23 protein-coding genes are annotated in these 26,945 nt (G+C 71.6%); 15 read left to right on the top strand and 8 right to left on the bottom strand.

The features are described from left to right. Positions 1-66 precede the first annotated feature (66 nt). The 5 genes from lon to I3V78_RS20830 all read left to right on the top strand — a co-directional run bounded on the left by lon (position 67) and on the right by I3V78_RS20830 (position 10,209). Positions 67-2,535 carry an endopeptidase La gene (gene lon, locus I3V78_RS20850; protein WP_204490215.1) on the top strand — a complete coding sequence of 823 codons (2,469 nt, stop codon included), beginning with the start codon at positions 67-69 and terminating at the stop codon, positions 2,533-2,535. Between the two features lie 215 nt (positions 2,536-2,750). Next, the gene (locus I3V78_RS20845) at positions 2,751-3,935 is read left to right on the top strand and encodes an efflux RND transporter periplasmic adaptor subunit (RefSeq protein WP_204490214.1); all 1,185 of its coding nucleotides are present in this window, start codon (positions 2,751-2,753) and stop codon (positions 3,933-3,935) included. Between the two features lie 9 nt (positions 3,936-3,944). Next, positions 3,945-7,088 carry an efflux RND transporter permease subunit gene (locus I3V78_RS20840; protein ID WP_204490213.1) on the top strand — a complete coding sequence of 1,048 codons (3,144 nt, stop codon included), beginning with the start codon at positions 3,945-3,947 and terminating at the stop codon, positions 7,086-7,088. 161 nt (positions 7,089-7,249) lie between these two features. After that, a complete protein-coding gene (locus I3V78_RS20835) occupies positions 7,250-8,683 on the top strand; it encodes a glycosyl hydrolase family 18 protein (protein ID WP_204490212.1) in 1,434 nt (477 codons plus the stop codon). A gap of 32 nt (positions 8,684-8,715) precedes the next feature. Further along, positions 8,716-10,209 (top strand): glycosyl hydrolase, encoded by a 1,494-nt coding sequence (locus I3V78_RS20830; protein WP_204490211.1) that lies wholly within the window; start codon positions 8,716-8,718, stop codon positions 10,207-10,209. Between the two features lie 9 nt (positions 10,210-10,218). On the opposite strand, the gene I3V78_RS20825 is transcribed toward I3V78_RS20830, so the two are convergent. After that, complete coding sequence (locus I3V78_RS20825; RefSeq protein ID WP_204490210.1) at positions 10,219-11,109, bottom strand: ROK family protein; 891 nt, start codon at positions 11,107-11,109, stop codon at positions 10,219-10,221. 84 nt (positions 11,110-11,193) lie between these two features. Here I3V78_RS20825 and I3V78_RS20820 point away from each other — a divergent pair, with 84 nt between their 5' ends. The 5 genes from I3V78_RS20820 (at position 11,194) to I3V78_RS39340 (ending at position 16,214) form a co-directional block, all read left to right on the top strand. Further along, entirely contained in the window at positions 11,194-12,789 is a 1,596-nt protein-coding gene (locus tag I3V78_RS20820) for a DEAD/DEAH box helicase (RefSeq protein WP_204490209.1), read from the top strand. Positions 12,790-12,847: 58 nt separating this feature from the next. Continuing rightward, positions 12,848-13,279 (top strand): hypothetical protein, encoded by a 432-nt coding sequence (locus I3V78_RS20815; protein WP_204490208.1) that lies wholly within the window; start codon positions 12,848-12,850, stop codon positions 13,277-13,279. Positions 13,280-13,344: 65 nt separating this feature from the next. Further along, the gene (locus I3V78_RS20810; RefSeq protein ID WP_204490207.1) at positions 13,345-13,926 is read left to right on the top strand and encodes a hypothetical protein; all 582 of its coding nucleotides are present in this window, start codon (positions 13,345-13,347) and stop codon (positions 13,924-13,926) included. Between the two features lie 3 nt (positions 13,927-13,929). Beyond that, on the top strand, positions 13,930-15,366 hold the full coding sequence (locus tag I3V78_RS20805; protein ID WP_204490206.1) for a DUF92 domain-containing protein: 1,437 nt from the start codon (positions 13,930-13,932) through the stop codon (positions 15,364-15,366). A 44-nt stretch (positions 15,367-15,410) separates the two neighbouring features. Next, positions 15,411-16,214: a hypothetical protein gene (locus I3V78_RS39340; RefSeq protein WP_239578777.1), complete on the top strand. Its 804-nt coding sequence runs from the start codon at positions 15,411-15,413 to the stop codon at positions 16,212-16,214. A gap of 28 nt (positions 16,215-16,242) precedes the next feature. Here the strand turns inward: I3V78_RS39340 and I3V78_RS20795 are convergent, their stop codons facing one another. The 3 genes from I3V78_RS20795 to I3V78_RS20785 form a co-directional block, all read right to left on the bottom strand. After that, positions 16,243-16,827: a hypothetical protein gene (locus tag I3V78_RS20795; protein WP_204490205.1), complete on the bottom strand. Its 585-nt coding sequence runs from the start codon at positions 16,825-16,827 to the stop codon at positions 16,243-16,245. Between the two features lie 126 nt (positions 16,828-16,953). Next, positions 16,954-19,677, bottom strand: coding sequence for a lipoprotein N-acyltransferase Lnb domain-containing protein (locus I3V78_RS20790; RefSeq protein WP_204490204.1), 2,724 nt, complete (start codon positions 19,675-19,677; stop codon positions 16,954-16,956). Continuing rightward, positions 19,674-20,039: a hypothetical protein gene (locus I3V78_RS20785; protein WP_338023689.1), complete on the bottom strand. Its 366-nt coding sequence runs from the start codon at positions 20,037-20,039 to the stop codon at positions 19,674-19,676. Before I3V78_RS20785 ends, I3V78_RS20790 begins: the two co-directional genes overlap by 4 nt. Between I3V78_RS20785 and I3V78_RS20780 the strand changes: the two genes are divergently transcribed. Then, the gene (locus I3V78_RS20780; RefSeq protein WP_204490202.1) at positions 20,032-20,457 is read left to right on the top strand and encodes a hypothetical protein; all 426 of its coding nucleotides are present in this window, start codon (positions 20,032-20,034) and stop codon (positions 20,455-20,457) included. The genes I3V78_RS20785 and I3V78_RS20780 overlap by 8 nt on opposite strands. 200 nt (positions 20,458-20,657) lie before the next feature. Here the strand turns inward: I3V78_RS20780 and I3V78_RS20775 are convergent, their stop codons facing one another. Both I3V78_RS20775 and I3V78_RS20770 read right to left on the bottom strand, forming a co-directional pair. Then, on the bottom strand, positions 20,658-21,275 hold the full coding sequence (locus I3V78_RS20775) for a glutathione S-transferase N-terminal domain-containing protein (RefSeq protein WP_204490201.1): 618 nt from the start codon (positions 21,273-21,275) through the stop codon (positions 20,658-20,660). A 111-nt stretch (positions 21,276-21,386) separates the two neighbouring features. Beyond that, the gene (locus I3V78_RS20770) at positions 21,387-22,400 is read right to left on the bottom strand and encodes an NADP-dependent oxidoreductase (RefSeq protein ID WP_204490200.1); all 1,014 of its coding nucleotides are present in this window, start codon (positions 22,398-22,400) and stop codon (positions 21,387-21,389) included. An 88-nt stretch (positions 22,401-22,488) separates the two neighbouring features. Between I3V78_RS20770 and I3V78_RS20765 the strand changes: the two genes are divergently transcribed. Beyond that, entirely contained in the window at positions 22,489-23,058 is a 570-nt protein-coding gene (locus tag I3V78_RS20765) for a TetR/AcrR family transcriptional regulator (protein WP_204490199.1), read from the top strand. Positions 23,059-23,081: 23 nt separating this feature from the next. On the opposite strand, the gene I3V78_RS20760 is transcribed toward I3V78_RS20765, so the two are convergent. Beyond that, positions 23,082-23,984: a LysR family transcriptional regulator gene (locus I3V78_RS20760; protein ID WP_204490198.1), complete on the bottom strand. Its 903-nt coding sequence runs from the start codon at positions 23,982-23,984 to the stop codon at positions 23,082-23,084. 75 nt (positions 23,985-24,059) lie between these two features. Here I3V78_RS20760 and I3V78_RS20755 point away from each other — a divergent pair, with 75 nt between their 5' ends. From I3V78_RS20755 to I3V78_RS20745, 3 genes are read left to right on the top strand one after another with little or no spacing between them, the layout of a single operon-like run. After that, entirely contained in the window at positions 24,060-24,974 is a 915-nt protein-coding gene (locus I3V78_RS20755) for an SDR family oxidoreductase (protein ID WP_204490197.1), read from the top strand. A 21-nt stretch (positions 24,975-24,995) separates the two neighbouring features. Then, positions 24,996-25,373, top strand: coding sequence for a hypothetical protein (locus I3V78_RS20750; protein WP_204490196.1), 378 nt, complete (start codon positions 24,996-24,998; stop codon positions 25,371-25,373). Further along, on the top strand, positions 25,256-26,056 hold the full coding sequence (locus tag I3V78_RS20745; protein ID WP_338023688.1) for an SDR family NAD(P)-dependent oxidoreductase: 801 nt from the start codon (positions 25,256-25,258) through the stop codon (positions 26,054-26,056). Before I3V78_RS20750 ends, I3V78_RS20745 begins: the two co-directional genes overlap by 118 nt. Here I3V78_RS20745 and I3V78_RS20740 read toward each other — a convergent pair. Continuing rightward, on the bottom strand, positions 26,043-26,918 hold the full coding sequence (locus I3V78_RS20740) for an alpha/beta fold hydrolase (protein ID WP_204490194.1): 876 nt from the start codon (positions 26,916-26,918) through the stop codon (positions 26,043-26,045). The two genes, I3V78_RS20745 and I3V78_RS20740, sit on opposite strands and share 14 nt — an antisense overlap. Positions 26,919-26,945 lie beyond the last annotated feature (27 nt).

Below are 26,945 nucleotides of genomic sequence, written 5' to 3'. Positions count from 1 at the left end.
GACCACAGAAATCTTTGACTGGCCCGGAACCCATCCGGCCGGGTTGTGAAATCGAGGCATCTCTCCATGTCCGACGAAAAGAAGAAGGGCCCGTCCTCCGCCGCGGCGATGCCCGCCGCGATGGCCCCCCCTGGAATCATCAACAAGGAGGACATTCCGCAGGTCCTCCCCATCCTCCCGCTGCGCAACTCCGTGTTCTTCCCCGGGGGCGTGCTGCCGCTCGCGGTGGGCCGCCAGAAGACGATCGCCCTCATCAAGGACGCGGTGCGTGACGACCAGGTCATCGGCGTCGTCACCCAGCGCCGCGCCGAGGAGGAGGATCCGGGCGCGTCCGACCTGTACACGATGGGCACCGTCGCGCGCATCGTGAAGCTGCTCAAGATGGGCGAGGACAACTACTCGCTCGTGGTGCAGGGCCTGGCGCGCTTCCGCGTGCTGGACCTCGTGCAGGAGGCCCCCTACCTCAAGGCCCGCGTGGACGCGGTCGAGGATCGCACCGCCGCCGAGAACGTCGAGGTCGAGGCGCTCGGCATCAACCTCAAGAAGCTGGCGCGCGAGGTCATCGAGCTGATGCCCGAGCTGCCCGCGGCGGCCACCGAGCTCGTCGAGTCCATCACCCACCCCGGCCACCTGGCGGACCTGATCGCCGCCAACGTGGACGTGGACATCGGTGAGAAGCAGGCCGTGCTGGAGACGGTGGACCTCAAGGCGCGCATGAGCCTCGTGCTCGAGCTGCTCAACCGCAAGCGCGAGATCCTCAAGCTCAGCAACAAGATCGACTCCGCAGTCAAGGGCGAGATGTCCAAGACCCAGCGCGAGTACTACCTGCGCCAGCAGCTCAAGGCCATCAAGGAAGAGCTCGGCGAGATGGGCGAGGAGGAGGAGGAGCTCGACGAGCTCCAGGAGCGCCTGAAGAAGGCCGGCCTGCCTCCGGACGTGGAGAAGGTCGCCAACAAGGAGCTCAACCGCCTCAAGACGATCCCGGCGGCCTCCAGCGAGTACACCGTCGCGCGCACCTACCTGGATTGGATCGCCGACCTGCCCTGGGCGAAGATCAGCGAGGACAACCTCGACATCGAGAACGCGCGCCAGACGCTGGAGAAGGACCACTACGGCATCAAGAAGGTCAAGAAGCGCATCCTCGAGTACCTGGCCGTGCGCAAGCTCAAGAACGACATGCGCGGGCCCATCCTGTGCCTCGTCGGTCCTCCGGGCGTCGGCAAGACGTCGCTCGGCCAGAGCATCGCCAAGGCCGTGGGCCGCAAGTTCGTGCGCCTGTCGCTCGGCGGCGTGCGCGACGAGGCGGAGATCCGCGGCCACCGGCGCACCTACGTCGGCGCGCTGCCCGGCCGCTTCATCCAGAGCATGAAGAAGGCCGGCATGAAGAACCCGGTCATGATGCTGGACGAAATCGACAAGCTCGGCGCGGACTTCCGCGGCGACCCCAGCGCGGCGCTCCTCGAGGTCCTCGACCCCGAGCAGAACAGCACGTTCAGCGACCACTACCTCGACGTGGCGTTCGACCTGTCCAAGGTCATGTTCATCGCCACGGCCAACCAGCTCGACCCCATCCCCGGGCCGCTCCGCGACCGCATGGAGATCATCGAGCTGACGGGCTACACCTTCGAGGAGAAGCAGAGCATCGCGCGCATCCACCTCGTGCCCAAGCAGCTCAAGGAGCACGGCCTGTCGCCGGACCACATCACCATCACCGACGAGGCCCTGCTGGTGCTCACCACGGCCTACACGCGTGAGGCCGGTGTGCGTAACCTCGAGCGGCGGATCGCCGACCTCTGCCGCGCCGTCGCGGTGGAAGTGGCGGGCGGCAAGACCGAGAAGCAGGACGTGGATGGCAACCGGGTCAAGGAGATCCTGGGCGCCGAGATGTTCTACTCGGAAGTCGCCGAGCGCACCGAGGTGCCGGGCGTGGCCACGGGCCTCGCGTGGACCGCGGCCGGCGGTGACCTGCTCTTCATCGAGGCCACCAAGATGGCGGGCAAGGGCGGCATGACGCTCACCGGCCAGCTCGGTGACGTGATGAAGGAGAGCGCCACGGCGGCCCTGAGCTACCTGCGCAGCAAGTCCGAGTCCCTGGGCATCAACGCCAACTTCCTGGAGAAGACGGACCTGCACCTGCACTTCCCCGCGGGCTCCATTCCCAAGGACGGCCCCTCGGCCGGCGTCACCATCCTCACCGCGCTCACCAGCCTGCTCACGGGCATCCGGGTGCGCGGCGACACGGCGATGACGGGCGAGGCCACGCTGCGTGGCCTGGTGCTGCCGGTGGGCGGCATCAAGGAGAAGGTGCTCGCCGCGCACCGCGCCGGCATCAAGCGCGTCATCCTGCCGGAGCGCTGCCGCAAGGACCTGCAGGACGTGCCGGAGCAGGCCCGCAAGGAGATCGAGTTCATCTTCGCCACGCGCATGGACGAAGTCCTCGCCGCGGCGCTGGAGACCTCGCCCTTCAAGGAGGGCACGGTGCCCCAGCCCACCGAGGCGGCCTCCACCGAGTCCACCCCCGAGGTGCGCGCCTAGCGCGAGCCCCGAGGTGAAGCCGTCCTGACGGGCGGGTCCCTTCCCAGGGGCCCGCCCGTCGTCGTTGCGGGCCTGAGACACGACGCCCCTGCCCCACCCGGTGTCAGGCGGGGGGCGGCGGGACGTCCGGTACGGTGGACCTTGACCCGGCTCCGGCGGCCCGTTAGCTCATCGGCCCCCCAAGCAGCCCGCCGCCGGGCCTCACTGATCGCCTCATGCCTCCCCACCGCACCCTGAAGCCCGTCCCGTCGTTCGCCCTCGTGGTCCTGCTGGGGCTGCTGGCCTGCGGCAAGAAGGAGGCTGCCGCGCCCGCCTCCGCGCCTCCCCCCACGGAGGTGGGCGTCGTCACGGTACAGCCCACGCGGGTGCCCGTGCGCGAGGAGCTGCCCGGCCGCATCGCGCCCACCCGGATCGCCGAGGTGCACCCGCGCGTGTCGGGGATCATCGTCCGGCGGGCGTTCGAGCAGGGCGGCACGGTGAAGGCCGGGGACGTGCTGTTCAAGCTGGACTCGGCCCTGTTCGAGGTGGAGCGGGACAGCGCCCGGGCGGTGCTGGCCAAGGCCGAGGCGAGCGCCGAGGAGGCGCGCCAGCAGGCCGAGCGCGGCGAGAACCTGATCGGCAACGGGGTCATCACCCAGGAGCAGTTCGACGCCCTCCGCGCGGCGCGGCTGCGCGCCACCGCGGACGTGGCGGCGGCCCGGGCGGCGGTGCGCCGCGCGGAGATCAACCTGGACTACACCACCATCCGCGCGCCCATCGGAGGCCGGATCGGACGGGCCCTGGTGACGGAGGGCGCGCTGGTGAACGTGGGGGGGCCCACGGCGCTCGCGGTCATCCAGCAGCTCGATCCCATCTACGCGGACTTCACCCAGCCGGTGGCGGATCTCGCCCGGCTGCGGCAGGCGCTCAAGGCGGGGCGGATCACCGGGGTCGGCGAGGCGCCGGCCGACATCCGGCTGCTGCTCGATGACGGCACCCTCTACGCCCAGCCCGGCAAGCTGCTGTTCTCCGACGTGAGCGTGGATCCGAGCAGCGGCCAGGTGACGCTGCGGGGCGAGTTCCCCAACCCGGATCAGGAGCTGTTGCCGGGCATGTACGTCCGGGGCTCGATCGAGCAGGGCATCCAGGACGGCGCGCTGCTCGTGCCCCAGCAGGCCATCCAGCGCGACACCGCGGATCAGGCCCATGTCCTCGTGGTCCGTCCGGACGGCACCACCGAGCGTCGGCCGGTCCGCCTCGGGCGCACCGCCCAGGAGCAGGTCGTGCTCCTGGACGGGGTGAAGCCCGGGGAGCGGATCATCGTCGAGGGCTTCCAGAAGATCGCGCCGGGCGCCCCGGTGACGCCGGTGGCGTGGACGCCCCCCGCCCGGAACCCCACCCTCCCGGCCCAGGATCGCTAGAGCCCCGCCATGCCGCGTTTCTTCATCGACAGGCCCATCTTCGCGTGGGTGATCGCGCTGTTCATCATGGTAGCGGGGCTGTTCGCCATCCCGAACCTGCCCGTCTCGCAGTACCCGAGCGTGGCGCCGCCGCAGATCACCCTGTCCACCTACTACCCGGGCGCCACCCCGGAGGACACCTACCAGAGCGTCACGCGCATCATCGAGGAGGAGCTCAACGGCACGCGCTCGCTGCTGTACTTCGAGTCGACGAGTGAGTCGACGGGCGCCATCTCCATCACGGCGACGTTCGCGCCCGGGACGGATCCCGCGCTCGCCGCGGTGGACCTGCAGAACCGCGTCAAGCGCGTGGAGCCCCGGCTGCCGCGGGCCGTGGCGCAGCAGGGCATCCAGCTGGACGAGGCGGGCAGCGGCTTTCTGCTGATGGTGTCCCTGCGCTCGCCGGATGGCTCCGTGGATGAGCGGGGGCTCGGGGACTACGCCTCGCGCAACGTGCTCAACGAATTGCGCCGCATCGACGGCGTGGGCCGGGCGCAGCTCTTCTCCGCGGAGCGGGCCATGCGCATCTGGCTGGACCCGAACAAGCTGCTCGGGCTGGGCCTGTCCACCCAGGACGTCACCAACGCCATCCGGGGGCAGAACGCCCAGGTGGCCGCGGGCGCGCTGGGTGACCAGCCCGGCCCCGCCACGCAGCAGGTGGCGGCGAGCATCCTGGTGAAGGGCCAGCTCACGTCCACGGACGAGTTCGGCGCCATCGTGCTGCGCGCCAACGCGGATGGCTCCTCGGTGCGCCTGCGGGACGTGGCGCGCGTGGAGGTGGGGGGCCAGGGGTACGCCATTTCCTCGCGGCTCAACAGCCAGCCGAGCGCGGCCATCGGCGTGCAGTTGTCGCCCACGGGCAACGCGCTCACCACCTCGCGCGAGGTGCACGCGAAGATGAAGGAGCTGTCGCGCTTCTTCCCCGCGGGCGTGGAGTACGAGATTCCCTTCGACACGGCCCCCTTCGTGGAGGTGTCCATCCGCAAGGTGCTCTACACGCTCGGCGAGGCGGTGGTACTCGTCTTCCTGGTGATGCTGCTGTTCCTGCAGAACATCCGCTACACGCTCATCCCCACGCTCATCGTCCCCATCGCCCTGTTGGGCACGTGCGCGGTGATGTGGGCCTCGGGCCTGTCCATCAACGTGCTCACCATGTTCGCCATGGTGCTGGCCATCGGCATCCTCGTGGACGACGCCATCGTGGTGATCGAGAACGTCGAGCGCATCATGAGCGAGGAGGGCCTGCCCCCCCGCGAGGCCACCCAGAAGGCCATGCAGCAGATCACCGGCGCGGTCATCGGCATCACGCTCGTGCTCAGCTCGGTGTTCGTGCCCATGGCCTTCTTCCCGGGCTCGGTGGGCATCATCTACAAGCAGTTCTCCCTGACCATGGTGGCGGCCATCCTGTTCTCGGCGCTGCTCGCCCTGTCGTTGACGCCGGCCTTGTGCGCCACCTTCCTCAAGCCGATCGTCCCGGGCCACGCGCACGCGAGCCGGGGCTTCTTCGGGTGGTTCAACCGCGGCTTCGAGCGCACCGCGCGGGGCTACCACGGCCTGGTGGGCCGGAGCCTGCGCCGCTCGGGCCGGTTCATGCTGCTGTACGTCGTGCTGCTCGCGGTGCTCGGCGGGCTGTTCGTCCGGCTGCCCTCGGCCTTCATCCCGGACGAGGATCAGGGCTTCCTCATCGTGGGCATGCAGGGGCCGCCGGAAGCCACGAGCCCGCGCATGCTCGACGTGATCGTCCAGGTGGAGAAGAACTTCCTGGAGGATCCGGCGGTGGATCGCATCCTCTCCATCCAGGGCTTCAGCTTCTCCGGCCAGGGGCAGAACGCGGCGCTGGCCTTCGTGACGTTGAAGGCCTGGGCCGAGCGGGCGGTGGAGGACACCGCGGCGGCGGTCGCCCAGCGGGCCAACGGGGCGCTCTGGGGGCTGCGCGACGCCATCGTCTTCGCCGTGCCCCCGCCGCCCATCGAGGGCCTGGGCAACACGGGCGGCTTCGCCTTCCGCCTGGAGGACCGGGGCGGGCTGGGACAGGAGGCCCTCGCCTCGGCCCGGGAGCAGCTGCTGGCGGCCGCGGCGAAGAGCCCCGTGCTCGTGGACGTGCGCTTCGAGGGCCTGACCAACGCGGCCCAGGCGGAGCTGCGGATCGATCGCGAGAAGGCCAGCGCGCTGGGCATCACCTTCGCGGACATCAACGAGACGCTCAACACGTACCTGGGCTCGACGTACGTGAACGACTTCCCCAACACCGGGCGGATGCAGCGGGTGATCGTCCAGGCGGAGGGCGCGCGGCGCACGCGCGTCGAGGACCTGCTGACGCTCACGGTGCGCGGTGCCAGTGGGGCCCAGACGCCGCTGTCGGCCTTCGCGAGCGTGAACTGGCGCATCGCGCCGGCCCAGGTCATCGGCTACAACGGCTATCCCTCGGTGCGGCTCGGCGGCAACGCGGCCCCGGGCTACTCCAGCGGTGACGCCCTGCGGGAGATGGAGCGCCTGGCGGGCGAGCTGCCCCGGGGCTTTGGCTTCGACTGGACCGGCCAGTCGCTGCAGGAACTCCAGTCGGGCGCGCAGGAGCCCATCCTCATCGCCCTGTCGCTCCTGTTCGTCTTCCTGTGCCTGGCGGCGCTCTACGAGAGCTGGTCCATCCCGATCTCGGTGATGCTGGTGGTGCCGCTGGGCGTGCTCGGCGCGGTGCTGGCGGTGCTGCTGCGCGGCATGAGCAACGACGTCTACTTCAAGGTGGGCTTCATCACGATCATCGGGCTGTCGGCCAAGAACGCCATCCTCATCATCGAGTTCGCCAAGGATCTACGGGCCCAGGGCCGCTCGCTGATGGACGCGGCGCTGGAGGCCGCGCAGCTGCGCTTCCGGCCCATCCTCATGACGTCGCTGGCCTTCACGCTGGGCGTGGTGCCGCTCGCCATCGCGCGGGGCGCGGGCGCCGCGAGCCAGCAGGCCATCGGCACCGGCGTGCTCGGCGGGATGATCAGCGCCACGGTGCTCGCGGTCCTCTTCGTGCCCGTCTTCTACGTGGTCGTCATGGGCCTGTTCGGCGCGCGGCGAAGCGCCAGGCCGCCCTCCGAGGCGCCCGCCCCCACGCCTCCCCCGCCGTGACGGTCTGTCCTGACAGGCATTGGCGGCTCCAATGCCTTGCCTGGAGGCTGAATCGTTTCATGTGCGAAAGATTCAAAACAGACTGACCCGAGAAAAATCCGGATTGCCTCCATTCAAGGGAAAACAGTAGAAGCCCCCATCCCTGAATCCGGAGAACGTCCTTGCGCCTTCCGTCCCTGCCCGTCCGCACGATCACCGTTGGCTTCGCCTTCCTCTCGTCGCTGCTCGGGTGCTCCGGACAGCCGGAGGCCAGCGCGGAGGAGACGTTGGGCGCGCAGGGGCAGGCGGCGCTCGCCACGCGCGTGGTTGGCTACTTCCCCACGTGGAATGGCAACGTGGCGGACATCCAGTTCGACAAGCTCACCCACGTCAACTACTCCTTCGTGGTGCCCACGGCCCAGGGTGGCCTGACGGGCCCGGGCAGCGGGGACAGCCGGCTCAAGTCGCTCGTCACCGCGGCGCACGCCAAGGGCGTCAAGGTGCTCATCGCCGTGGGCGGGTGGAACAACGGCGATGACTCGGCCTTCGAGCAGCTCGCCGCCAACGCCACCGCGCGCAACACCTTCGTCAACAACCTGGTCAACTACGTCACCCAGGCGGGCCTGGACGGCGTGGACATCGACTGGGAGTACCCGGACCCGGGCACCTCGGCGCAGAACTACGCCACGCTGATGAAGCAGCTGGGCACCGCCATGCACTCGCGCGGCAAGCTGCTCACCGCCGCGGTCGTCGCCAATAGCTACACGGGTGGCGGCGTGCCCACCGCCACCTTCGCGGACATCGACTTCCTCAACATCATGGCCTACGACGGCGGCCAGCCCCACTCCACGTACACCTACGCGGTGCAGTCGCTGGACTACTGGCTCGGCCGCGGGCTGCCCAAGGACAAGGCCGTGCTCGGCGTGCCGTTCTACGGCCGCTCGCCTTCGTCCTACGTGGGCTACGCCGCGCTGGTCGCCCGTGACTCCCAGGCCCCGTACAAGGACAACGTCGGCGACGTCTATTACAACGGCATCGCCACCATCCAGTCCAAGACGACGCTCGCCCTGCAGCGCGCCGGCGGCGTGATGATCTGGGACATCTCCGATGACGCCAAGGGCAGCGCCTCGCTGCTGACCGCCATCGCGCAGAAGGCGCAGGGCGGCACCACGCAGCCCCCCACGGGCCAGAACCTGCTGGCCAACGAGGGCTTCGAGAGCGGGCTCACCAGCTGGAACTCCGAGTGGCACAACAGCGTGCTCGCGCACAAGGTGGACACGGACTTCCCGTACACGGGCGCCTCCAAGCTCACCCACTACGCCTCCGCCGCCTACCAGCAGGTGAGCGGCCAGTCCAAGAGCCTCGCCAACGGCACCTACCGCGCCAGCGTCTGGGCGCGCTCGAGCGGCGGCCAGAATGCGCTGCGCCTGTACGCGAAGAACCACGGCGGCGCCGAGGTCACGGCCGAGATCGGCTCGGGCGCCGTGTCCGCCTGGACGAAGTACACCATCAGCAACATCCCGGTGACCAGCGGCGCCATCGAGGTGGGTGTCTACAGCGATGCCCAGGCGCAGAACTGGGCCGCGTTCGATCAGTTCGAGCTCGTGGCGCAGTAGTCCCCTCCGGTCCGCTCCCGAGAACCCCACCCATGAAGCCCACGACCTTCCCCCGGCGCGGCGCGCTCGCCGCGCTGCTCGTCACGGCCACCGTCGGATGCACCGGCGGTGAGCCCTCCCCCGCCCCCCCGCCTGATACGGCCCAGGACACGGCGGCGCTCGCCCCGAGCCAGCTCACGGTGAACCTGCGCGCGTACTCGGGCCACTACCTCGTCGCCGACAAGGGCGGTGGCGCCGCGCTCCAGGCCTACAGCACCTGGGCCAAGGAGTGGGAGACCTTCACCCTCACGGACCTCAACGGCGGCACGCTGCAGAGCGGCGACGTGGTGACGCTGCGGGGGCTCGGCGGGCAGTGGGTCTCGGCCGACAAGGGCGGCGGCGGCGCCGTCTACGTCAACGCGCCGCACGCCCTGGGCTGGGAGGAGTTCCGCCTGGTCAAGGTGGGCGGCACGGGCACCATCGCCGCCGGGGACAAGGTCGCCCTGCAGACGACGCTCGGCGGCCAGTACCTGAGCGCCATCGACTCGGGTGGCGGCGACGTGCTCGCCACCGGCGTGTCCGTGCGCGAGTGGGAGACGCTCACGCTCCTGGTGCCCGGCACGACGCCTCCGCCCTCGGGCACCACGCCCAAGCAGCGGGTGCTCAACTACATCCAGGGCATCTCGGGCACGAAGACGATCGCCGGCCAGCACAACCGCGAGCCCAACTGGGAGCCCGCCAAGTGGACCAACGCCATCAACGGCACCACGGGCCGCTGGCCGGGCCTGTGGAGCGGCGACTTCCTCTTCCAGCAGGAGAACATCGACAGCCGCGGGACGATGATCAACGAGGCGAAGAAGCAGTTCGCCGCGGGCGCCGTGGTGCAGCTCATGTGGCACTCCTGCCCGCCCACCCAGGGTGAGGCGTGCGCCTGGCAGGGCGGCGTTGTCAGCAAGCTGAGTGACAGCCAGTGGAACGAGCTGCTCACGGACGGCTCCAACCTCAACCGCGTCTGGAAGTCGCGGGTGGACAGGCTGGTGCCCTACCTCCAGGACTTGAAGAACAACGGCGTGGCGGCGCTCTTCCGGCCCTACCACGAGATGAACCAGGGCGTGTTCTGGTGGGGCGGCCGCACGGGCGCGCAGGGCACGCGCCGCCTGTACCAGATGACGCACGACTACCTGACCAAGACCAAGGGCATCGACAACCTCATCTGGGTCTGGGACGTGCAGGACCTGAGCTGGAACTTCAACGACTACAACCCGGGGGACGCGTACTGGGACATCGCCGCGCTCGACTTCTACAACGGTGATGGCTTCACCAAGGCCAAGTACGACGCCATGCTCGCGGTGGCGGGCAACAAGCCCATCGCCATTGGCGAGTGCGACCGGCTGCCTGGCGCCAGCGAGCTGCGCAACCAGCCGCGCTGGGTCTTCTTCATGGGCTGGTCCGAGCTCGTCTACGACCGCAACTCGGCCGCGGAGCTCAAGGCCGTCTACGGCGCCGACAACGTGCTCACGCGCGACGAGCTGCCGGGCTGGAAGTAGGCGCCCGGCTCAGGCGGCGGCCCGCGCCAGGGCCAGCGCCCCGAGCACGCCCGCGCGGTCTCCCAGCGCGGGCGGCACGATGTACTCGGCGATGCGCTCGGTGAGCGCGGGCGCCTGGATGTAGTCGTTGAGGACCCGGCGCACCCCCGCGTGCACGAGCGGGAAGAGGTGCCGCTGGGCCATCACCCCGCCCCCCAGGATGATGCGCTGGGGGGACAGGGTGCAGATGTAGCTGCTCAGGGCGAGCGCCAGGTAGTTCGCCTGGAGCGCCCACGCGGGATGCTCCGCGGGCAGCTCCCCGGCGGGCCGCCCCCAGCGCTTCTCCATGGCCGGCCCCGAGGCGAGCCCCTCGAGGCAGTCGCCGTGAAAGGGGCAAGCGCCCGGAAAGGGGTCCGCCTGGGGGTCGCGCGGCAGGCGGAAGTGCCCCATCTCCGGGTGGAGCAGGCCGTGCAGCATCCGGCCGTTGACGAGCGCCCCGCCGCCGATGCCCGTGCCCACCGTGAGGTAGACGAAGGTGTCGAGCCCCTGGGCGGCGCCCCAGCGGTGCTCGGCGAGCGCGGCGCCGTTCACGTCCGTGTCGAAGCCCACGGGCACCCCGAGCGCGCGCCGGAACGGGCCCACCACGTCCGTGTCGCGCCAGCCCGGCTTGGCCGTGGAGGTGATGAAGCCATGGCGGGGCGACTCCGGGTGGAGCTCCACGGGCCCGAAGGACGCGATGCCCAGGGCGGTGAGCGGCCCGAGCGCGCGCTGCTGGGCCTGGAAGAAGGCCAGGGCCTCGCCCACCGTGGCCTCGGGCGTGGTGGTGGCGATGCGCGCCGTGGCGCGGACGTCCTCCGGGCCGCTGCCCACCGCGCACACGAACTTCGTCCCACCCGCTTCGATGCCACCCCACAGTGCCATGACTTCCCCCGTCGTCTCGCTGGGAGCCCGCTCTAGCGCGCGCCGGGGCGGTTTTCGAGGAGGTTTTGTGATAGCCCCGCCCGGGTGAGCTCCTCCTTCCAGTCCCTCGGTCTGTCCCCTGAGTCCCTCGATGCGGTGCGGCGTGCCCGTTTCGCCTCCCCCACCCCCATCCAGGCCCAGGCCATTCCGCCCGCGCTCGCCGGCCGCGACGTCATCGGCTGCGCCATCACCGGCACCGGCAAGACCGCCGCCTACCTCCTGCCCCTCGTCGAGCGGCTGAAGGCCACGGACGCCGGGCCCACGGGCCTGGTGCTCGCCCCCACGCGCGAGCTCGTGCAGCAGATCGCCGGCGAGGCGTCCTTCTTCGGCGCGCCGCGCGGCCTCACCCAGGCGGTCATCATCGGCGGCACGGACATGGCCGGCCAGGTGGAGGAGCTGCGCGCCAAGCCCTCGCTGCTCATCGCCACGCCGGGCCGCCTGGCCGACCTGCTGCGCGAGGGCCGGGTGACCCTGTCCACCGTGCGCGTGCTCGTGCTCGACGAGGCGGACCGCATGCTGGAGATGGGCTTCGCGCCCGAGCTGGAGCAGGTGCTCGCCGCCCTGCCCCGCGAGCGCCAGACGCTGCTGTTCTCCGCCACGCTCGGCCACAACGTGACGCGCTTCGCCCAGGAGACGCTGCGCCGGCCCGTCAAGGTGGAGGTGACGCCCAGCGGCACGCCCGCCGCGCGCGCCGTGCAGCGCGTGTACGACGTCTCCTCCGAGGAGAAGTACCCCCTGCTGCTCACCCTGCTCGCCAAGGATCAGCTCAGCACGCTCGTCTTCACCCGCACCCGCGAGCGCGCCGAGAAGGTGCAGGGCTACCTGAAGAACGCGGGCTACAAGACGGCCCTCATCCACTCCGATCGCACCCAGGGCCAGCGCCGCCAGGCGCTCGAGGGCTTCCGGCGCGGCCAGTACCGCTGCATGGTGGCCACGGACATCGCCTCGCGCGGCCTGGACGTGGACGACATCGGCCACGTCATCAACTTCGACCTGCCCCACTCGCCCGAGGACTACGTGCACCGCATTGGCCGCACGGCGCGCGCCGGGGCGAGCGGACGCGCGTCCTCCTTCCTCACCGAGCGCGACGAGGAGACGGTGGTGGCCATCGAGCGCATCACCCGGATGCGCCTGCCGCGCGTCGAGGTGCCCCGCAAGGACGCCGCCTTCCGCGAGGCGCTGGACGCCTTCCGCGCCCGCAGCGAGGAGGACTCCCTGCTGGACGCCCTGGACGAGCCGCGCCCCGAGCGTCCGGCCAAGAAGCCCGCTCGGGAGCGCAAGCCCGTTCGGGAAGGCAAGGCCCCCCGGGAGCGCAAGCCCGCTCGGGAGGGCGGATTCGCCCGGCCGGAGTCGCGCGAGCGCGCGGGCGCGGCGCCTTCCCGGAGCGCGGGCAAGACGCGGGGGAAGCGGCCCGGAACGGCGCGCGGGGAGGCCCGGGACGCCGAGCGCCCGAGCCGGGCACCGGGGCGTCGTCCCGCGGCGGGCGGCAAGCCGGGCGGGAGCAGGGGCAAGCCGGGCGGGAGCAGGGCCAGCGGTGGCAGGCCCGGTGGCGGCAAGCCCGGTGGCCGCTCGGGAGGGGCGCCTCGGGGAGCGGGCGGCGCCTCGCGGGGCCGGGGCGGTGGAGGCCGGCGGAGCCGCTGAGCGCACCTACCCACCCTGATGGGTGACATCCACGCTAGGCTGGGCCCGGAGGACACACATGCCGCCGGGCCCACGCGATTGGAAACTGGAGCAGCACACCGTCCGCTTCGAGCCACCCGACATCTTCTGGACGCGCTTCAACGGGCCGCTCACGCTCGAGAATGTCCGGGGCGCCCTGGCCATCTACCAGGAGATGCGTGAGGTCCGGCCCTTCATCTTCGTGGCCGAGCTCGACGCCATTGGCCGCCTGGATCCCGAGGCCGCGCGCTACCTCAGCGAGAACCTGCCCATGTCCTGGGTCGTGGGGAACATCTACATCGGGGGGCGGCTGCTGCACCGGGCGCTGGCCAAGGGGCTCGCGCTCGCCAGCCGCCTGTACCCGCACTCCGACGACAACGTCTTCGAGAAGATCCACCACGTCGCCACGGCGGCCGAGGCCTGGGCGTTGATTCCCCGGCTGCGCGCGCGGCACACGGGGCCGACGCGCTGACCCCGCACTCCGCGCGAAAGGACTATAAGGCCGTCGCCAGTCGACCCCTCTCCCAGGAGCCCACCATGCGTCTCGCCCTGCTGTCCTCCGCCGCCCTGTGCCTCGTGTCCTCCGCCGCCCTCGCCGCCGCGCCCGCGAAGACGGCCGAGCGCGCCGCCGAGTCCACCTCCAAGTCGGCCGAGCGCGTCGCCGCGCGCGAGGAGCCCTCCGTGTCCACGGCCGAGGACGACAAGGCGTCGGATGGCACCGCCGCGGCCGAGGGCGCCAAGGGCATCGTGTTCGGCGTGAACGCCCTGCCCACCGTGGGCGGCTTCCTGTTCGTCAGCCCGGTGGACTCGCTGCGCCTCAACCTGGGCTTCATCGTGGGCCTCAAGCCGGACGTGGCGGCCCGGCTGTCGGTGGATGCCGTGTTCCGCCACCACCTCACCACCGGCACGCTGCGGCCCTTCGCCGAGGGCGGGCTCGAGTTCGCCTATGACGGCGACATCGACTTCGGGGCCAAGGCGGGCCTGGGCGTCGAGTACTTCTTCGTGCCCCGCGTCAGCGTGGCGGGCACGCTCGGGCTCGCGCTGCGCTTCGAGAACGGGGGCAGCACCATCGGCATCCCCTTCGGCACCACCGGCCTGCTGATGAACGTGTTCTTCTAAGGCATGAGCCGGGATCTCCAAGCGCTGCTGCTGTCCTACGCCTACGTGGGCGTGTGCGTGCTGGGTGGTGAAGTGGCCGCCCGCCGGGGCGCTCCCCGGGAGTGGGCGCGCAAGTTCATCCACGTGGGCGTGGGCCTGTGGGTCTTCGGTGCCCTGGCGCTCTTCGAGCACCGGGAGTGGGCCGTGGTGCCCTCGCTCACCGCCGCCGTGGGCAACTGGTTCATCCACCGCCAGCGGCTGCTGCGCGCGGTGGAGGCCCCCGCCGACAACCTGGGCACGGTCTGGTTCGCGCTGTCGTTCTCGGCCGTGCTGTGGTTCGCGTGGGATCGGCCCGCGGTGGCGGCCGGCGGCGTGCTCGCCATGGCGGTGGGTGATGCGCTGGCGTCGCTCGTGGGCCGACGCTTCGGGCGCCACCCGTACGCGACGCTCGGCGGGGAGACCAAGAGTCTGGAGGGCTCGCTCGCGCTGCTCGCGGGCACCTTCCTGTCCGTGCTCGCCGCCCTCACCTGGCTGCCGGGCCTGTCGCCGGACATGCCCCGCGTCTCCCTGGCCCTGCTGTGCGCCGTGGTGGCCGCCGTCGCCGAGGCGCTCGGCTCGCGGGGCCGCGACAACCTCTGGGTGCCCCTGGCCGCCGCCGCCGTGCTCGCGTGGACGCCCGCCGCGCTGGCCACCGGCCTGGGCGTGGGCGCGGCGTGTGCCCTGGCCATTGGCATCGCCTCGTGGCGGCGCGGCTCGCTCACGCCCAGCGGCGTGCTCGGCGCGCTGCTCATCGGCACGCCCGTGTTCGGCCTCGCTGGCGCGGTGGGCACGGTCGCCCTGCTCGGCTTCTTCATCTCCTCCAGCGCGCTGTCCAAGGCATTTCGCGCGCGCAAGGCCGGCGTCGAGGCCGAGTATGCCAAGACGGGCACGCGCGACCTCGGCCAGGCCCTGGCCAACGGAGGCGTGGGGGCGCTGGCCGCCGTGCTCCTGGGCGTCACGGGCGACGCGCGCTACCTGCTGGCCATGCTGGGCGCGTTCGCCGCCGCCAACGCGGACACGTGGGCCACGGAGCTGGGCGTGCTCTCGCGCTCGGCGCCCCGGCTGGTGACGACCTGGCGGACCGTGGCGCCGGGCACCTCGGGCGCGGTGTCGGGCCTGGGCATGCTGGCCTCCACGGGCGGCGCGGCCTTCGTGGGCGTGCTCGCCGTGCTCGCGGGCGTGTCGTGGACGGCGCTGCCCTGGATTGTCGGGGCGGGCGTGGCGGGCTCGCTGGCCGACAGCGCCCTGGGCGCGACCGCACAGGACGTGCGGTGGTGCGAACACTGCGCGCGCGAGACCGAGCGCCGGCTCCACCATTGTGGCCACCCCACCCGGCCGCTCCGGGGCTGGTCCTGGCTGGGCAATGATACCGTCAACGTGCTGGCCACCGCCGTGGGTGCCCTCGTGGCCTTCTGGGCCTGAACGGCGGTGGCGGCAACGTCACTCGCCGCACGGGAGAAGTGCCCTTGAAGAAGTGGTTCGTCGTTGCCTCGGTGCTCGGAGTCCTCGCGTTGACGCACTGTGGAGGGAGCGCGTCTCCCCCGGAGCCGGAGGTGGAGAACCCCGCGCCCACCGAGGATGGAGGCTCCGGCGAGGGCCCAGGCGATGCCGGGACGCCCCCGCCCCCGCCCGACGCCTCCACGGAGACCGACCCGACCGATGCGGGAAGCGACGCGGGCACGGCGGTGGACGCCGGAGCGCCCGAGGACGCGGGCGAGTACGACGCGGGCACGCCTGACGCAGGCGAGGACGACGCGGGCCTTCCGGATGCGGGGGAACTCCCGGATGCCTCCACCGATGCGGGCGAGGACGACGCGGGCACGCCTGACGCGGGCGAGGCGCCGGATGCCTCCACCGACGCGGGCGAGGTCGACGCGGGCACGCCGGACGCGGGCGCGCCGGACGCCGGCAGTCCCCCGGACGCGGGCACCGACGACGGAGGCACGTGTGTCCACGACCCGAGCACGCCCGAGGGCGGCTCACGGCTGGACTGCACCTTCAACAGCGACTGCCCCTGCGACGAGCGCTGCGACTGCGACGAGTCCCTGGGCTGCCAGTGCCTCACGGGCCCGCGCGGCACGGGCCGCTCGGGCATCGACGCGTGCACCACCGGCAATGACTGCGAGAGCTCGCTCTGCATCGAGGGCTGGAGCGGCTACTTCTGCTCCGGGCCCTGCGTGTCCTCGGTCGAGTGCGGCCCTCGCCTGCCGGTGTGCGCGTACATCTCCTTCGTCGGGCAGATCTGCATCCGCAACCCCGACGGCGAGTGAGCCGGGCGGGGTCGCCCCGCCCTGGCGCTCACACCACCACTTCGCGCCGGGGCAGGGGCGGCATCGGCTCCTCGCCCAGCTCGTCCGTCTGGCAGTAGGCGAGGAACACCAGGGACAGCGGCAGCGTGATGAGCGCGGCCAGGGGCGGCGCGAGCCCCCCCGCGGCGGAGATGGCCACCACGACGAGGACGTTGAGCGTCCACGCGGCCCAGTCCTGCCGGCGCTGGAAGAGGCGGTAGCTGTCACCGAGCGCGCGCAGGACGGGCCGACCCTCGGCCGCCAGCGTGGGCGCGTGCAGCCAGAGGATGGACAGCAGCAGGCCGGGCAGGATGAGCGAGTAGCCGATGGCCAGCGGGATGCCCATGGCCAGGGCGAGCCCCCAGCTCTTGAGGAAGGTGCCCCGCCGGGTGTACGTCGCCCGCCAGTTCACCGGGCGGCCCGTGCGCACCCCCTCGAGCGTCTCCTGGAGCAGGTTGAAGGCGAACCACGGCCCCAGCACGACGGTGATCGAGCCGAGCAACACCACGAGGCTGCCCAGCATCAGGTCCAGGGCGTTGGCCGTGAAGAACTCCCAGGTGCGCTTGAAGCGGTGATCGACGCGCGTGTCCAACATGGCGAGGCTCCTTTTCCAGAGCGACAACCTCCGCTCTCCTCCGCTCTACGAAGGAAGGAAGGCGCGATTGCCCCCGTGTGACGCGAAGGGGGCCGCGCCCGGAGGGACACCAGGCGGGCGGCCCGCTCACAACCACTCGATCGCCATGTCCACCCGAGGCTCGACGTGCCCTTCCCAGAGGAGCTGGGCCCGGGGCACCAGCCGCAGCGCCCGAGGCCCCCACCGGCCGACGAGCCACTCCACCTGGAGCGAGGCCTCCGCTTCGTACCGCGGACCCGTTCCGAGCAGGAACAGGGGCGCCCAGGCGGCCTCCAGGCGCACGGCGTTGAAGGACGAGCCCGGGAGCGCCACGCGCTGCGCGAAGGAGAAGCGGGGACCGGCGCCGGGCGTGGGCCACGCGCCCCACCGCACGGCCGCCCTGGCCCCCACACCCAGCGCCGCGTAGTGGCGGAAGTCCGGGCTGTCGTCCACCACCAGCAGGGCCTCGGCCTGGAGCGTGGCCCGGTACGGCTGCGCGTGCGCCTTGTCCCGGGTCTCCATCCGGGCCTCCACGCCCCACCCCAGCTCGTCGAGCAGCGTCTCGCGGTGCCACGGCGGCTCGCGCAAGAGCGTGCGGTAGCCCAGCAGCGTGAGCCGCGAGTCCACCACCCGGGGCAGGCCCCGTCCGGGCACGAGGCGCAGCACCCCGTCGAGCAGCCGCAGCTCGCTGCTCGGCCGGAAGCCATGGAGGAACGACTCGCCCAGGCCCTCCTTGAGCGCGGCGGTCTGGAGCGACAGCACCGGACGCATGCCCCCCGAGGCGAGCCACTCCACGCCCCCGCCCACCGCGACGCGCGCCGCGCCCGAGGTCTCCAACCCGCGCGCGGCCCGCGTCCGCTCCGCCTGGACCTTGTCGGCCTGGTCCCGCCGCAGGAAGTCCAGCCCCTCCACCGGGGCCAGCGGGCCCCCCTGGAGCGCCCCCTGCACGTCGGTGGCGGTCTGGAAGACGGCCTCCACGTCCCGGGCCCGCGCGAGCACCTGTTCCTCCTGCGGCGTGGGGGCGCGCTTGTCCGCGGTGGCCAGCACCTGCTCGACGAGGGCGAGGCGATCGAGCGCCGCCAGGTGGCGCTGCACCGCGTCCTCCCGCTCGAAGACCCGCTGGCGCTCCCGCTCGGCGCCGCGGTGGTCCGGCACGACACCGTGCACCGCCACCAGCCGGGCGTACTCCACGGCGAGCCGCCGCGCCTCCATGCGGTCCACCTCCGCGCGCTCCACCCGCACGGACTGGGCGAGGTACGCGTGCACCGCCTCGGCCACGGGCGCGGCGGCGAGCGTGGCCTCCACCAGGGCGGGCACCCGGTGCCAGGCGGCATGACGCGTGCCGGGGACCGCGGACGACAGCCGCCGGTGCAGCAGGGTCCACCGGGGGGCCAGCGACGGCCCCACGCGCGCCACCACGGTCGCGAGCGCCCGCTCCCGGGCCGCGTGGGCCCGCAGGGCGCGGTCCCCCGTGGACTCGAGGTCATCCGGCACGTGCTCGAGCAGGGGCCGGGGCGCGCCGTCCGGGCCGTCCACCTCCAGCCGCGCGAGGGCATCCAGCGTGGCCCCGGGCAGCACCCACAGCAGGCCGGGCGTGCGCACGCGCCGGTCCTCCTCCAGCGCGCCGTTGAGCAGGAACAGCAGCGCGCTCGCGCAGTTGTCGGTGGCGAAGAAGTACGGCAGGTAGCCCCGCCGCTCCAGCTCCCACACCCGCTCGAGCACCCGGACGCGCTCGCCCGCCGTGAGCCGCAAACGGAAGCGGCGCACCGTGCGCTGCTCCAATTCCAGGGCCTCGTGCGCCACGTCCCCGAGTGTCGTGGTGAGGAAGGCGAGCGAGAACCCCCCGGCCAGGCCCATGAGGACATAGTCCGGTCCCCGCGCCCGGCCGCCCGTCAGGGCCACGGGCTGCACCACCGCCTCGAAGCCCGGGCCTCGCACGGCCTCCGCGTCCTCGCGCCACACCGGCCGCAGCATCAAGTGCCCGAACAGCGACTCGGGCTGGCGGCCCGTGGAGCTCACCAACAGCACCTCGACCTCGGCCAGCGCCTCTTGCCGGGCCCAGGCGTCGAAGGCGGGGCACGCGGCCCGGGGCGCCAGCCGCGCCAGGCCGTCCCGCGCCAGCAGTTCGCCGAGCGCCCGGGCCTTGGAGAACTCCTGGCACGCCACGCGCTCGTCCACCGACAAGGCGTCCTCGCGCAGCGACTCCACCGGCACGAAGAACTCCTCGGCGAAGGTGGCCAGGTCCAGCGCCGCGCTCGCCCGGCCGCGTGCGCGGCTGTACGCCCCGTCATAGGTGAGCAGGGCCTGCTCGGAGAAGACGAGCGGCCGCTCCAGGGGCCGACGCCAACCCGACAGGCGCCGCCAACGGGCCGTCCCGCTCCAGCCCCGCGCGTCGTCCCACCGCCGCATCACCGCGTGCACCACCGCGCGCCGCCGCCACAGCCGCTCCAGCTCCCCGTCGGACAGCCGCGCCGTGCGCAGCGCCGCCCGCCGCTCGTCTCCGGGCACGAAGGCATACAGGTGGAAGCGCCGTTTGTCCTCGCTCCACTCCGGCCGCCGCGCCGAGGCATTGCCCAGACCGAAGGGCGCGGGCTCCGGGTGCGTCACCAGCTCCAGCGGCCCGCCCGGGGGCCGGCGCAGCGCGGGCGGCAGCGCCTCGAGCGCGGCCTCGATCTCGGTCACGAGCGCGGCGTCCTCGGACGCGGGCGGGCGCAGCACGAGGCCCGCGCGCGCCTCCAGGGCGGCCACGCGCTCGGCGAGGGGTCGCGCGGCCGCCTCCCCCTGGAACCCTCCGCCCAGCCAGGTCAGTAGCAGGAGGGCCCCGCGCTTCATTCCCCCAGGCCCTGGGCCGCCAGGAACGCGCTCGCATCCCGCTGGAGCCGGGGCTCCTCGCCCGCGAGCCGCCCCACCCGCTCCAGCCATTCCAGGGCGCGCGCGGGCGTGAGGTGGGCCGGCTGGGCGAGCGCGAGCAATTCCCCGCGGTGCGCGCGCAGCACCTGGCCGAAGAGCCGCAGGTTCTCCCGGCGGATGCGCGCCAGGGAGGCCAGGTCCTCGATGCTGGGGCCCGCGCCGAGCGCGAGATCCTCACGCAACTGGTGGTTGCGCGCGCGCAGGTAGGCCTGGGCCACCTCGCCCATGGCGACCGGGGGCGGGAGGGCCTGGGCCGCGGCGCTGAACGTGCGCCAGATGACCACGCCCAGCCCGCCCACGGTGACGCCCACCAGGGTGATGGAGCTGATGGGCGAGGACTTGCTCTCGCTGCCCTTCGAGCTGCCCGAGACCTCGGTCGGCCGGCTCGACTCCCTGGTGGATTCGCCCGAGCCCGAATCGGACCGGCTGGAGTCCCCGGAGCCCGAATCCGAACGGCTGGAGTCGCCCGAGCCCGAGTCAGAGCGACTGGAGTCCCCGGAGCCCGAATCGGACTGGCCGGAGTTGCCCGAGTCGGACTGGCTGGAGTCCCCCGAGCCCGAGTCGGACCGGCTGGAGTCCCCCGACGCGCCGGAGTTGCCCGAGCCCGAGTCGGACCGGCTGGAGTCCCCCGACGCGCTGGAGTTGCCCGAGCCCGAGTCGGACGCGCTCAAGGCCCCCGAGCCCAGCACCCGAGGGTGCTGACAACCGGTGAGCGCGGTCCAGACGATGAGACCGACGCCCCATGTTCCCCGCCAGTTCATGAAATCCCCCAAGGAGCAGTTCAACGAGCCAGGGCGCGCAGTATCGCGGGTTCGCGGTGCGCGGGAAATGGAGGGAACGATGACGCGGTGCAGGGCGCCGCCCGGCGCCGGCGGAGCGCTCGGGCACACGCGCTCGCCGGGTCAGGGGATCGTCATGCCCCGCTGCACGGCGGGACGGCTGCCGACGCGGTGCATCCACTGCGGGACGTGCCCCAGCGTCTGGAAGAGTTCCGGGAAGAAGCCGCGCGCGGTCACCAGCGCCGGGTACGTGGCGATGTCCGCGATGGAGTACGCGCCGGCCAGGTAATCGCGTGAGGCCAGGTGCCGATCGAGCACGCCCAGCAAGCGCCGGGCCTCCGTCTGGAAGCGCTCGATGGCGAAGGCATCCTTTTGGGCCGAGAAATGCCCGAAGAAATTGAGCTGGCCCAGCATCGGCCCCACGCCGCCCATCTGGAACATCAGCCACTGCGTCACCTCCGCCTTGCCCCGCGCATCCGTGGGCAACAGCGCGCCCGCCTTTTCCGCGAGGTACAGCAGGATGGCGCCGGACTCGAACAGCGTCAGCGGCCGACCGCCGGGCCCCTCATGATCCACGATGGCTGGAATCTTGTTGTTGGGATTGATGGCGAGGAATTCGGGCTTGAGCTGCTCGCCCCGGGTGAGGTCCACCACCTTGACGGTGTAGGGCAGGCCGAGCTCTTCCAGCGCGATGGAGGCCTTGCGGCCGTTGGGCGTCCTGAACGTATACAGATCGATCACGTCTTCACTCCCGTGCGAGGGGACGTTCCCGTCCCGTGCTGGCGCCTCTGATGCCCGAGGTGACCCGAGGTTGCCCAGGAGTCGCGATCGACCTGGGCCGAGCCCTCGCCCTCACGCGACCGTGAGCACGATCTTACCTCGGAGGTGCCCCCGGGCGGCGCGCTCGTGCGCCTGTCGCGCCTCCGCGAGCGGGAACGTGCTGTCGATGGCGACGCGCACCGTCCCCGCGTCGAGCAAACGCCCGAGCTCCGCGAGCTGGGGGCCGTTCGAGCGCACCTGGGTGATCGAGGTCGTCACGCCGAGCCGCTCGAGTTCCTCGGCGTTGATGGGGCTGACGAACACCGGGTACAACGCACCGCCGCGCTTGAGCGTGCGCAGGAACCGATCGCTGCCCGGGCCGCCGACGGCGTCGAGCACGAGATCGACCTCCCGCACCTGGTTCTCGGCCCGGCCCTGGGTGTAGTCGATGAACGTGTCGGCGCCGAGCCCGCGCAGGAACGCCGCATGCGCACCCGATGCCACCGCGATGACGCGGGCCCCCTTCCATTTGGCCAGCTGCACCGCGAGATGCCCCACGCCGCCCGCGGCGCCGTTGACGAGCACCGTGGTCCCGGGGCCGAGGGCCATCGGACGATGCGGCAGCGCCTGGAACGGGTTCGGATGGTCGTGTCCGACGTCGATCAGGAACTGCCACGCGGTGAGCCCCGACATCGGCGCTCCGGCGGCTTGCACGTGATCGATGCCCGCGGGCTTGTGGGCCAGGTCCGACGCGGGCGCGGCGACGTACTCGGCATAGGCCGCGCTCTCCCCGAAGCTCGGAAAGCGGATCATGCCGAAGACCGCGTCGCCCACGGAGAAGCCTCGCACGTCCGGGGCAACGGCCGCGACGACCCCCGACACGTCCGAGCCCGGGATGGCGGGCAGCGGTATCGTGGGCCGCCACTCCGGGGGCATCGTCCTCATCCCGTCGCGCAGGTACCAGTCGGGGGGATTGATGCCCACCGCATGGACGCGAACGAGCACCTCCCCCGCCTTCAGCGTGGGAATCGGCACCTCGTCATAGCGCAGGACCTCGGGCCCCCCGAACTCGTGCAGCCGCACCGCCGCCATCGTGTTCTTCGGCATCGCTTTCTCCTTCACCGCACATGGGCTACCCTATCCGGAGCGGTGCTCCTCATATGCGGAGCACCGCTCCGGTTGTCAAGACAGAGCCATGCGAGCCGACGCCCAGAAGAACTACGAGCACCTCCTCGCCGTCGCGCGCGACGTCCTCACCGAGCAAGGCGCCAACGCCTCGCTGCGCGACATCGCCCGCCGGGCGGGTGTGGGGCTCGGCACGCTGTACCGTCACTTTCCGACGCGCGAGGCCCTGCTCGAGACCTTGCTCCGGGCGAGCTTCGACGCGCTGAAGGCCCGGGCGGACGAACTCGAGGCCTCGTGTCCACCCGACGAGGCACTCGTGACGTGGCTGCGTGAAGCCGTCGGGGTCGCCCACCGCCACCGGGGCGTGGTGGATGCGATGATGGCCGCCATCGCGGACCCGGACTCCGCGCTCCATGCGTCGTGCGTGGCGATGCGCGCGGCGGGCACCCGGCTCCTCACCCGCGCGCAAGCCGAGGGCCTGGCGCGGACCGACGTCGATGGCGTCGATCTGTTCGCGCTGCTCGGGGCGCTCGCGTGGCTCCGCGACCAGACGTCACCGGAGCGCCGCGCCGATCATCTCTTCGGCGTGATCGCTGGCGCGCTCCTCACGAACCGAGGTCCCCTTCCGACCCACGGCTGAGGAGGGCCAGGCGTACAGTCGCTTCACCGAGCGCTCATGAGCGCGTTGACGGTGGGCGCCAGCACCTCCATCAGCCAGGTCATCACGGCCCGCACGCGCCGTGGCACCGAGTGCCCGTGCGTGTGCAACAGCGTGATGGGCACCGGTCGCGCGACGAACTCCGGCAGGATCTCCACGATCCTGTTCGCGTGCCGCTCCAGCGCGGACCGTGGCACCTGCACGATGCCCAGGCCCGCGAGGCCCGCCGCCTCGTACACGTCGAAGTTGTCGACGGTCACCATGCTGCGCATGGGGAGCTCCTTGTACGTCGGGCCGTCGATGTACTCGAAGACCGGGACCGGGTCGGTGGCGTAGTGGACGACGAAGTGGTCGCGCAGATCGTCCAGCGTACGCGGCGTTCCATGCTGGCGCAGGTAGGCGGGACTCGCGCAGTTCATCGACGAGGCCTCGCCGATGCGGCGCCCGACGAGCCCCGGTTCGTTGACCAGCCCCACGCGCAGCACGAGATCGAACCCGTCCCGCACCGCCGCCACGAGCCGGTCGCTCGCGCAGATGTCCAGCTGGAGCTGCGGATGGCGCGCGAGCAGCTCGGGCACCCGCGGCATGACGAAGTCGCGCGCGATGATGACGGGGAGCTCCACGCGCACCCGCCCCCGCAGCGCCCGGCTCGCATGAAAGAGCGCCGAGATTTCCTCGGCCTCCGCGAGAAACGCCGGGGCCCGCTTCAGCAGCTGCTCGCCCTCGGGCGTGGGGCGCACGACGCGGGTCGAGCGCTGGAGGAGCTGGGTGCCGAGCTCCGCTTCGAGCTTTTGCACGTGTGCGGACGCGCGGGCCTTGGGCATGCCAAGCTGGTGGGCGGCCTGCGTGAAGCTCCGCAGCTCCGCCACCCGGACGAAGATCTTCAGGGCATCGAGGTCAAGGCGCATTGTCTCGATGTACCAGACAGTGTGTCGGGCGTCTCGCGCTTTACCGACCCCCGCCCGGCTCGTTACATCCGGCGCATGACCCAGTGGACCACTTCCGACATGCCTTCGCAGAAGGGCCGTTCAGCCGTCATCACCGGGACCGGAGGCCTCGGACTCGAGGATGCCCTCGAACTCGCACGAACGGGCGGTGAGGTCATCCTCGCCGGCCGCAACCCCCAGAAAGGCGCGGAGGCCGTCGCGCGAATCCAGTCCGAGGTCCCCTCCGCGAAGGTCCGGTTCGAGCAGGTCGACCTCGCCAGCCTCAAGTCCATCGCCGACTTCGCCGCGCGGCTCAAGGGGCAGCGCGAGAGCCTCGACCTGTTGATCAACAACGCCGCCGTGATGACCCCGCCGAAGCGGCAGGCCACCTCGGATGGCTTCGAGCTGCAGCTCGGCACCAACTACCTCGGCCACTTCGCCCTGTCGGCCCACCTCATGCCCCTGCTGCGCAAGGGGACCGACGCGCGCGTCGTCACCCTGTCGAGCGTGGCCGCTCGGGCCGGGGTGATCGACTTCGACGACCTGCACGCGACGCGCAGCTACCAGCCGATGCGGGCCTATGGCCAGTCGAAGCTCGCCTGCCTCCTGTTCGCCTTCGAGCTGCAGCGGCGCAGCGAGGCGAACCGGTGGGGCGTCACCAGCATCGCCGCGCACCCCGGCATCTCGCGCACCGACCTGCTGCACAACGCGCCCGGCCGGTGGAGTGCCTCGGGCATGATGCGCACGTTCATGTGGTTCCTGTTCCAGCCCGCGTCGCAGGGCGCGCTGCCCACCCTCTTCGCCGCGACCTCGCCCGAGGCCAAGGCCGGCGCCTACTACGGCCCCGACAAGCTGAGCGAGATGCGGGGCCATCCGACGCTGGCGAAGGTTCCCCAGCGCGCGGAAGACCGAACGGCCGCCAACCGCCTCTGGCGGGTGTCCGAGGAGCTCACCCAGGTCGCGTTCCAGTAGGCGACTCCCGCGGGGCACGACATGCACAAGATCCTCGTCTACGCGGCGTACGGCTGGCTGACCTTCACCGGGGTGATGCACTTCGTCGTCGACGTCGTGTCCCAACACCTGCGGGGCAAGCACGTCCCCAGCACCGAGACGACCCTCTACTACGGCCTCCACTCGGCGTTCGCGCTCGGGCAGTTCGTGTTCGGGCTGCTCGGGCTTTGGCTCGCGTGGCGCTCGCTGGACCTGTTCAAGGAAGTGCCCGTCGTGGCGGTATCGTTGATCGCCGCCGCCGGGTGGCTCGCCATCGCGGTCCTCTTCATGACGTACTGGGAGCCCCGGTTCAACGTGGCCGTCTTCGGTGTCCTGGTCGTGGCCGCCGCGCTGACCGGGCGTGCTACGTTCGAGGGGTGAAAAAAACCATCGTCGTCTGTGGTCACGGGCCTGGCATCTCGGACGCAGTGGCTCGCAGGTTTGGCGAGGAGGGCTTCGCGGTCGCGCTCGTCGCCCGCAACGCGGAGCGGCTCAAGGCCTCGGCCGCGGCGCTCTCCCGCGCGGGCCTCACCGCCCAGGCCTTTCCCTGTGACCTCGCCCAGCCCCAGTCCGTGCGCGCGCTCATCCGTGACGTGCGTGCATCGCTCGGGCCCATCGCGGTGCTCCACTGGAACGCGTATACCCCCGGCGCCGGGGACCTGACGACCTCGCCCGTGGAGGAGCTGAACGGGCCCCTCGGCGTGTCGGTGCTCGGACTGGTGGCGGGCGTCCAGGAGGCGCTGCCCGATTTGAAGCAGGAGAAGGGCGCGATCCTCGTCACGGGCGGCGGCCTCGCGTACTACGACCCGAAGCTCGATGCGCTGGCGGTGTCGTGGAATGCCATGGGCCTCGCGGTCTCCAAGGCCGCGCAGCACAAGACCGTGGGCCTGCTGCACCAGAAGCTCTCGGGCGAGGGCGTCTACGTGGGCGAGGTCGTCGTGCTCGGGACCGTCAAGGGCACCGCGTTCGACTCCGGCGATGCGACGCTGGAGGCGTCGGCCATCGCCGAGAAGTTCTGGGAGCTGCACCAGCGCCGCGAGGACGTCTCGGTCAACTTCTCCTAGTGCCGAGGAGATGCCGGGTGAGGAAGCGCCGGATCAACTGCGCGATCTCCTCGTGATGCGTCGCCAGGGCGAAGTGGCCGGCATCGAGGAGGTGGATCTCGGCGTGGGGGAGATCGCGCGCGTAGGCCAGCGCCCCGGGGGGAAGGAAGAAGGCGTCACGACGACCCCAGGCCGCGAGCAGGGGCGGTTGGTGCTCGCGGAAGTACGCCTGGAAGGCGGGATAGAGTTCCACGTTCGTCCTGTAGGAGAGGATCAGGTCGAGCTGGATCTCCTCCGCCTCGCCGCGGCGCAGGTAGGCGATGTCGAGCTCGGCCGCGTCTGGCGCCACGCGGTCCTCGGGCATGCCGTGCGTGTGCTGGAAGCGGATGGCCTCGTCGGTCAGCGAGGCGCGGCAGGCCTCGCGATTCGCCGGTGTCGGTTCCCGCCAGTACGCTTGCCAGGGTTCCCACCCGGTGCTGAACCCTTCCTCGTAGGCATTGCCATTCTGCGTGATGATCGCGGTGATGCGCTCCGGATGGGCGAGCGCGAGGCGGAAGCCGACGGGCGCGCCATAGTCGAAGACATAGAGCGCGTAGCGCTCGAGCCCCAGCGCGTCGACGAAGCCGCCCATCGTCCGGGCGAGTTGGTCGAAGCTGTAGACATACCTGGCGCGCGAGGGCGCCCGGGTCCGGCCGAAGCCTGGCAGGTCGGGGGCGATCACGCGGTACCGGTCGGCGAGCGCCGGGATGAGGTCGCGAAACATGTGGCTGGAGGTGGGAAAACCGTGGAGCAGGAGGAGCACGGGCGCGTCGGCGGGTCCCGCCTCGCGATAGAAGACCTCGACGTCGTCGACCTGCTGGGTGCGATAGGCGATGGTGCTCATGAAGTCACCTCTGTGGTGGGATGCACG

The sequence above is a fragment of the Archangium primigenium genome (genome assembly GCF_016904885.1).
GTDB lineage: Bacteria > Myxococcota > Myxococcia > Myxococcales > Myxococcaceae > Cystobacter > Cystobacter primigenius.
The sequence above is the reverse complement of the archived record's forward strand: the minus strand, read 5'-3'. Positions and strand labels throughout refer to the sequence as shown.

Excerpts from the sequence above, each read along its gene's own strand:
- lon (WP_204490215.1), top strand. The coding sequence starts at position 67 with ATGTCCGACGAAAAGAAGAAGGGCCCGTCCTCCGCCGCGGCGATGCCC.
- I3V78_RS20845 (WP_204490214.1), top strand. The coding sequence starts at position 2,751 with ATGCCTCCCCACCGCACCCTGAAGCCCGTCCCGTCGTTCGCCCTCGTG.
- I3V78_RS20840 (WP_204490213.1), top strand. The coding sequence starts at position 3,945 with ATGCCGCGTTTCTTCATCGACAGGCCCATCTTCGCGTGGGTGATCGCG.
- I3V78_RS20830 (WP_204490211.1), top strand. The coding sequence starts at position 8,716 with ATGAAGCCCACGACCTTCCCCCGGCGCGGCGCGCTCGCCGCGCTGCTC.
- I3V78_RS20825 (WP_204490210.1), bottom strand. The coding sequence starts at position 11,109 with ATGGCACTGTGGGGTGGCATCGAAGCGGGTGGGACGAAGTTCGTGTGC.
- I3V78_RS20815 (WP_204490208.1), top strand. The coding sequence starts at position 12,848 with ATGCCGCCGGGCCCACGCGATTGGAAACTGGAGCAGCACACCGTCCGC.
- I3V78_RS20810 (WP_204490207.1), top strand. The coding sequence starts at position 13,345 with ATGCGTCTCGCCCTGCTGTCCTCCGCCGCCCTGTGCCTCGTGTCCTCC.
- I3V78_RS20805 (WP_204490206.1), top strand. The coding sequence starts at position 13,930 with ATGAGCCGGGATCTCCAAGCGCTGCTGCTGTCCTACGCCTACGTGGGC.
- I3V78_RS20795 (WP_204490205.1), bottom strand. The coding sequence starts at position 16,827 with ATGTTGGACACGCGCGTCGATCACCGCTTCAAGCGCACCTGGGAGTTC.
- I3V78_RS20790 (WP_204490204.1), bottom strand. The coding sequence starts at position 19,677 with ATGAAGCGCGGGGCCCTCCTGCTACTGACCTGGCTGGGCGGAGGGTTC.
- I3V78_RS20780 (WP_204490202.1), top strand. The coding sequence starts at position 20,032 with ATGACCACGCCCAGCCCGCCCACGGTGACGCCCACCAGGGTGATGGAG.
- I3V78_RS20770 (WP_204490200.1), bottom strand. The coding sequence starts at position 22,400 with ATGCCGAAGAACACGATGGCGGCGGTGCGGCTGCACGAGTTCGGGGGG.
- I3V78_RS20765 (WP_204490199.1), top strand. The coding sequence starts at position 22,489 with ATGCGAGCCGACGCCCAGAAGAACTACGAGCACCTCCTCGCCGTCGCG.
- I3V78_RS20760 (WP_204490198.1), bottom strand. The coding sequence starts at position 23,984 with ATGCGCCTTGACCTCGATGCCCTGAAGATCTTCGTCCGGGTGGCGGAG.
- I3V78_RS20755 (WP_204490197.1), top strand. The coding sequence starts at position 24,060 with ATGACCCAGTGGACCACTTCCGACATGCCTTCGCAGAAGGGCCGTTCA.
- I3V78_RS20750 (WP_204490196.1), top strand. The coding sequence starts at position 24,996 with ATGCACAAGATCCTCGTCTACGCGGCGTACGGCTGGCTGACCTTCACC.
- I3V78_RS20740 (WP_204490194.1), bottom strand. The coding sequence starts at position 26,918 with ATGAGCACCATCGCCTATCGCACCCAGCAGGTCGACGACGTCGAGGTC.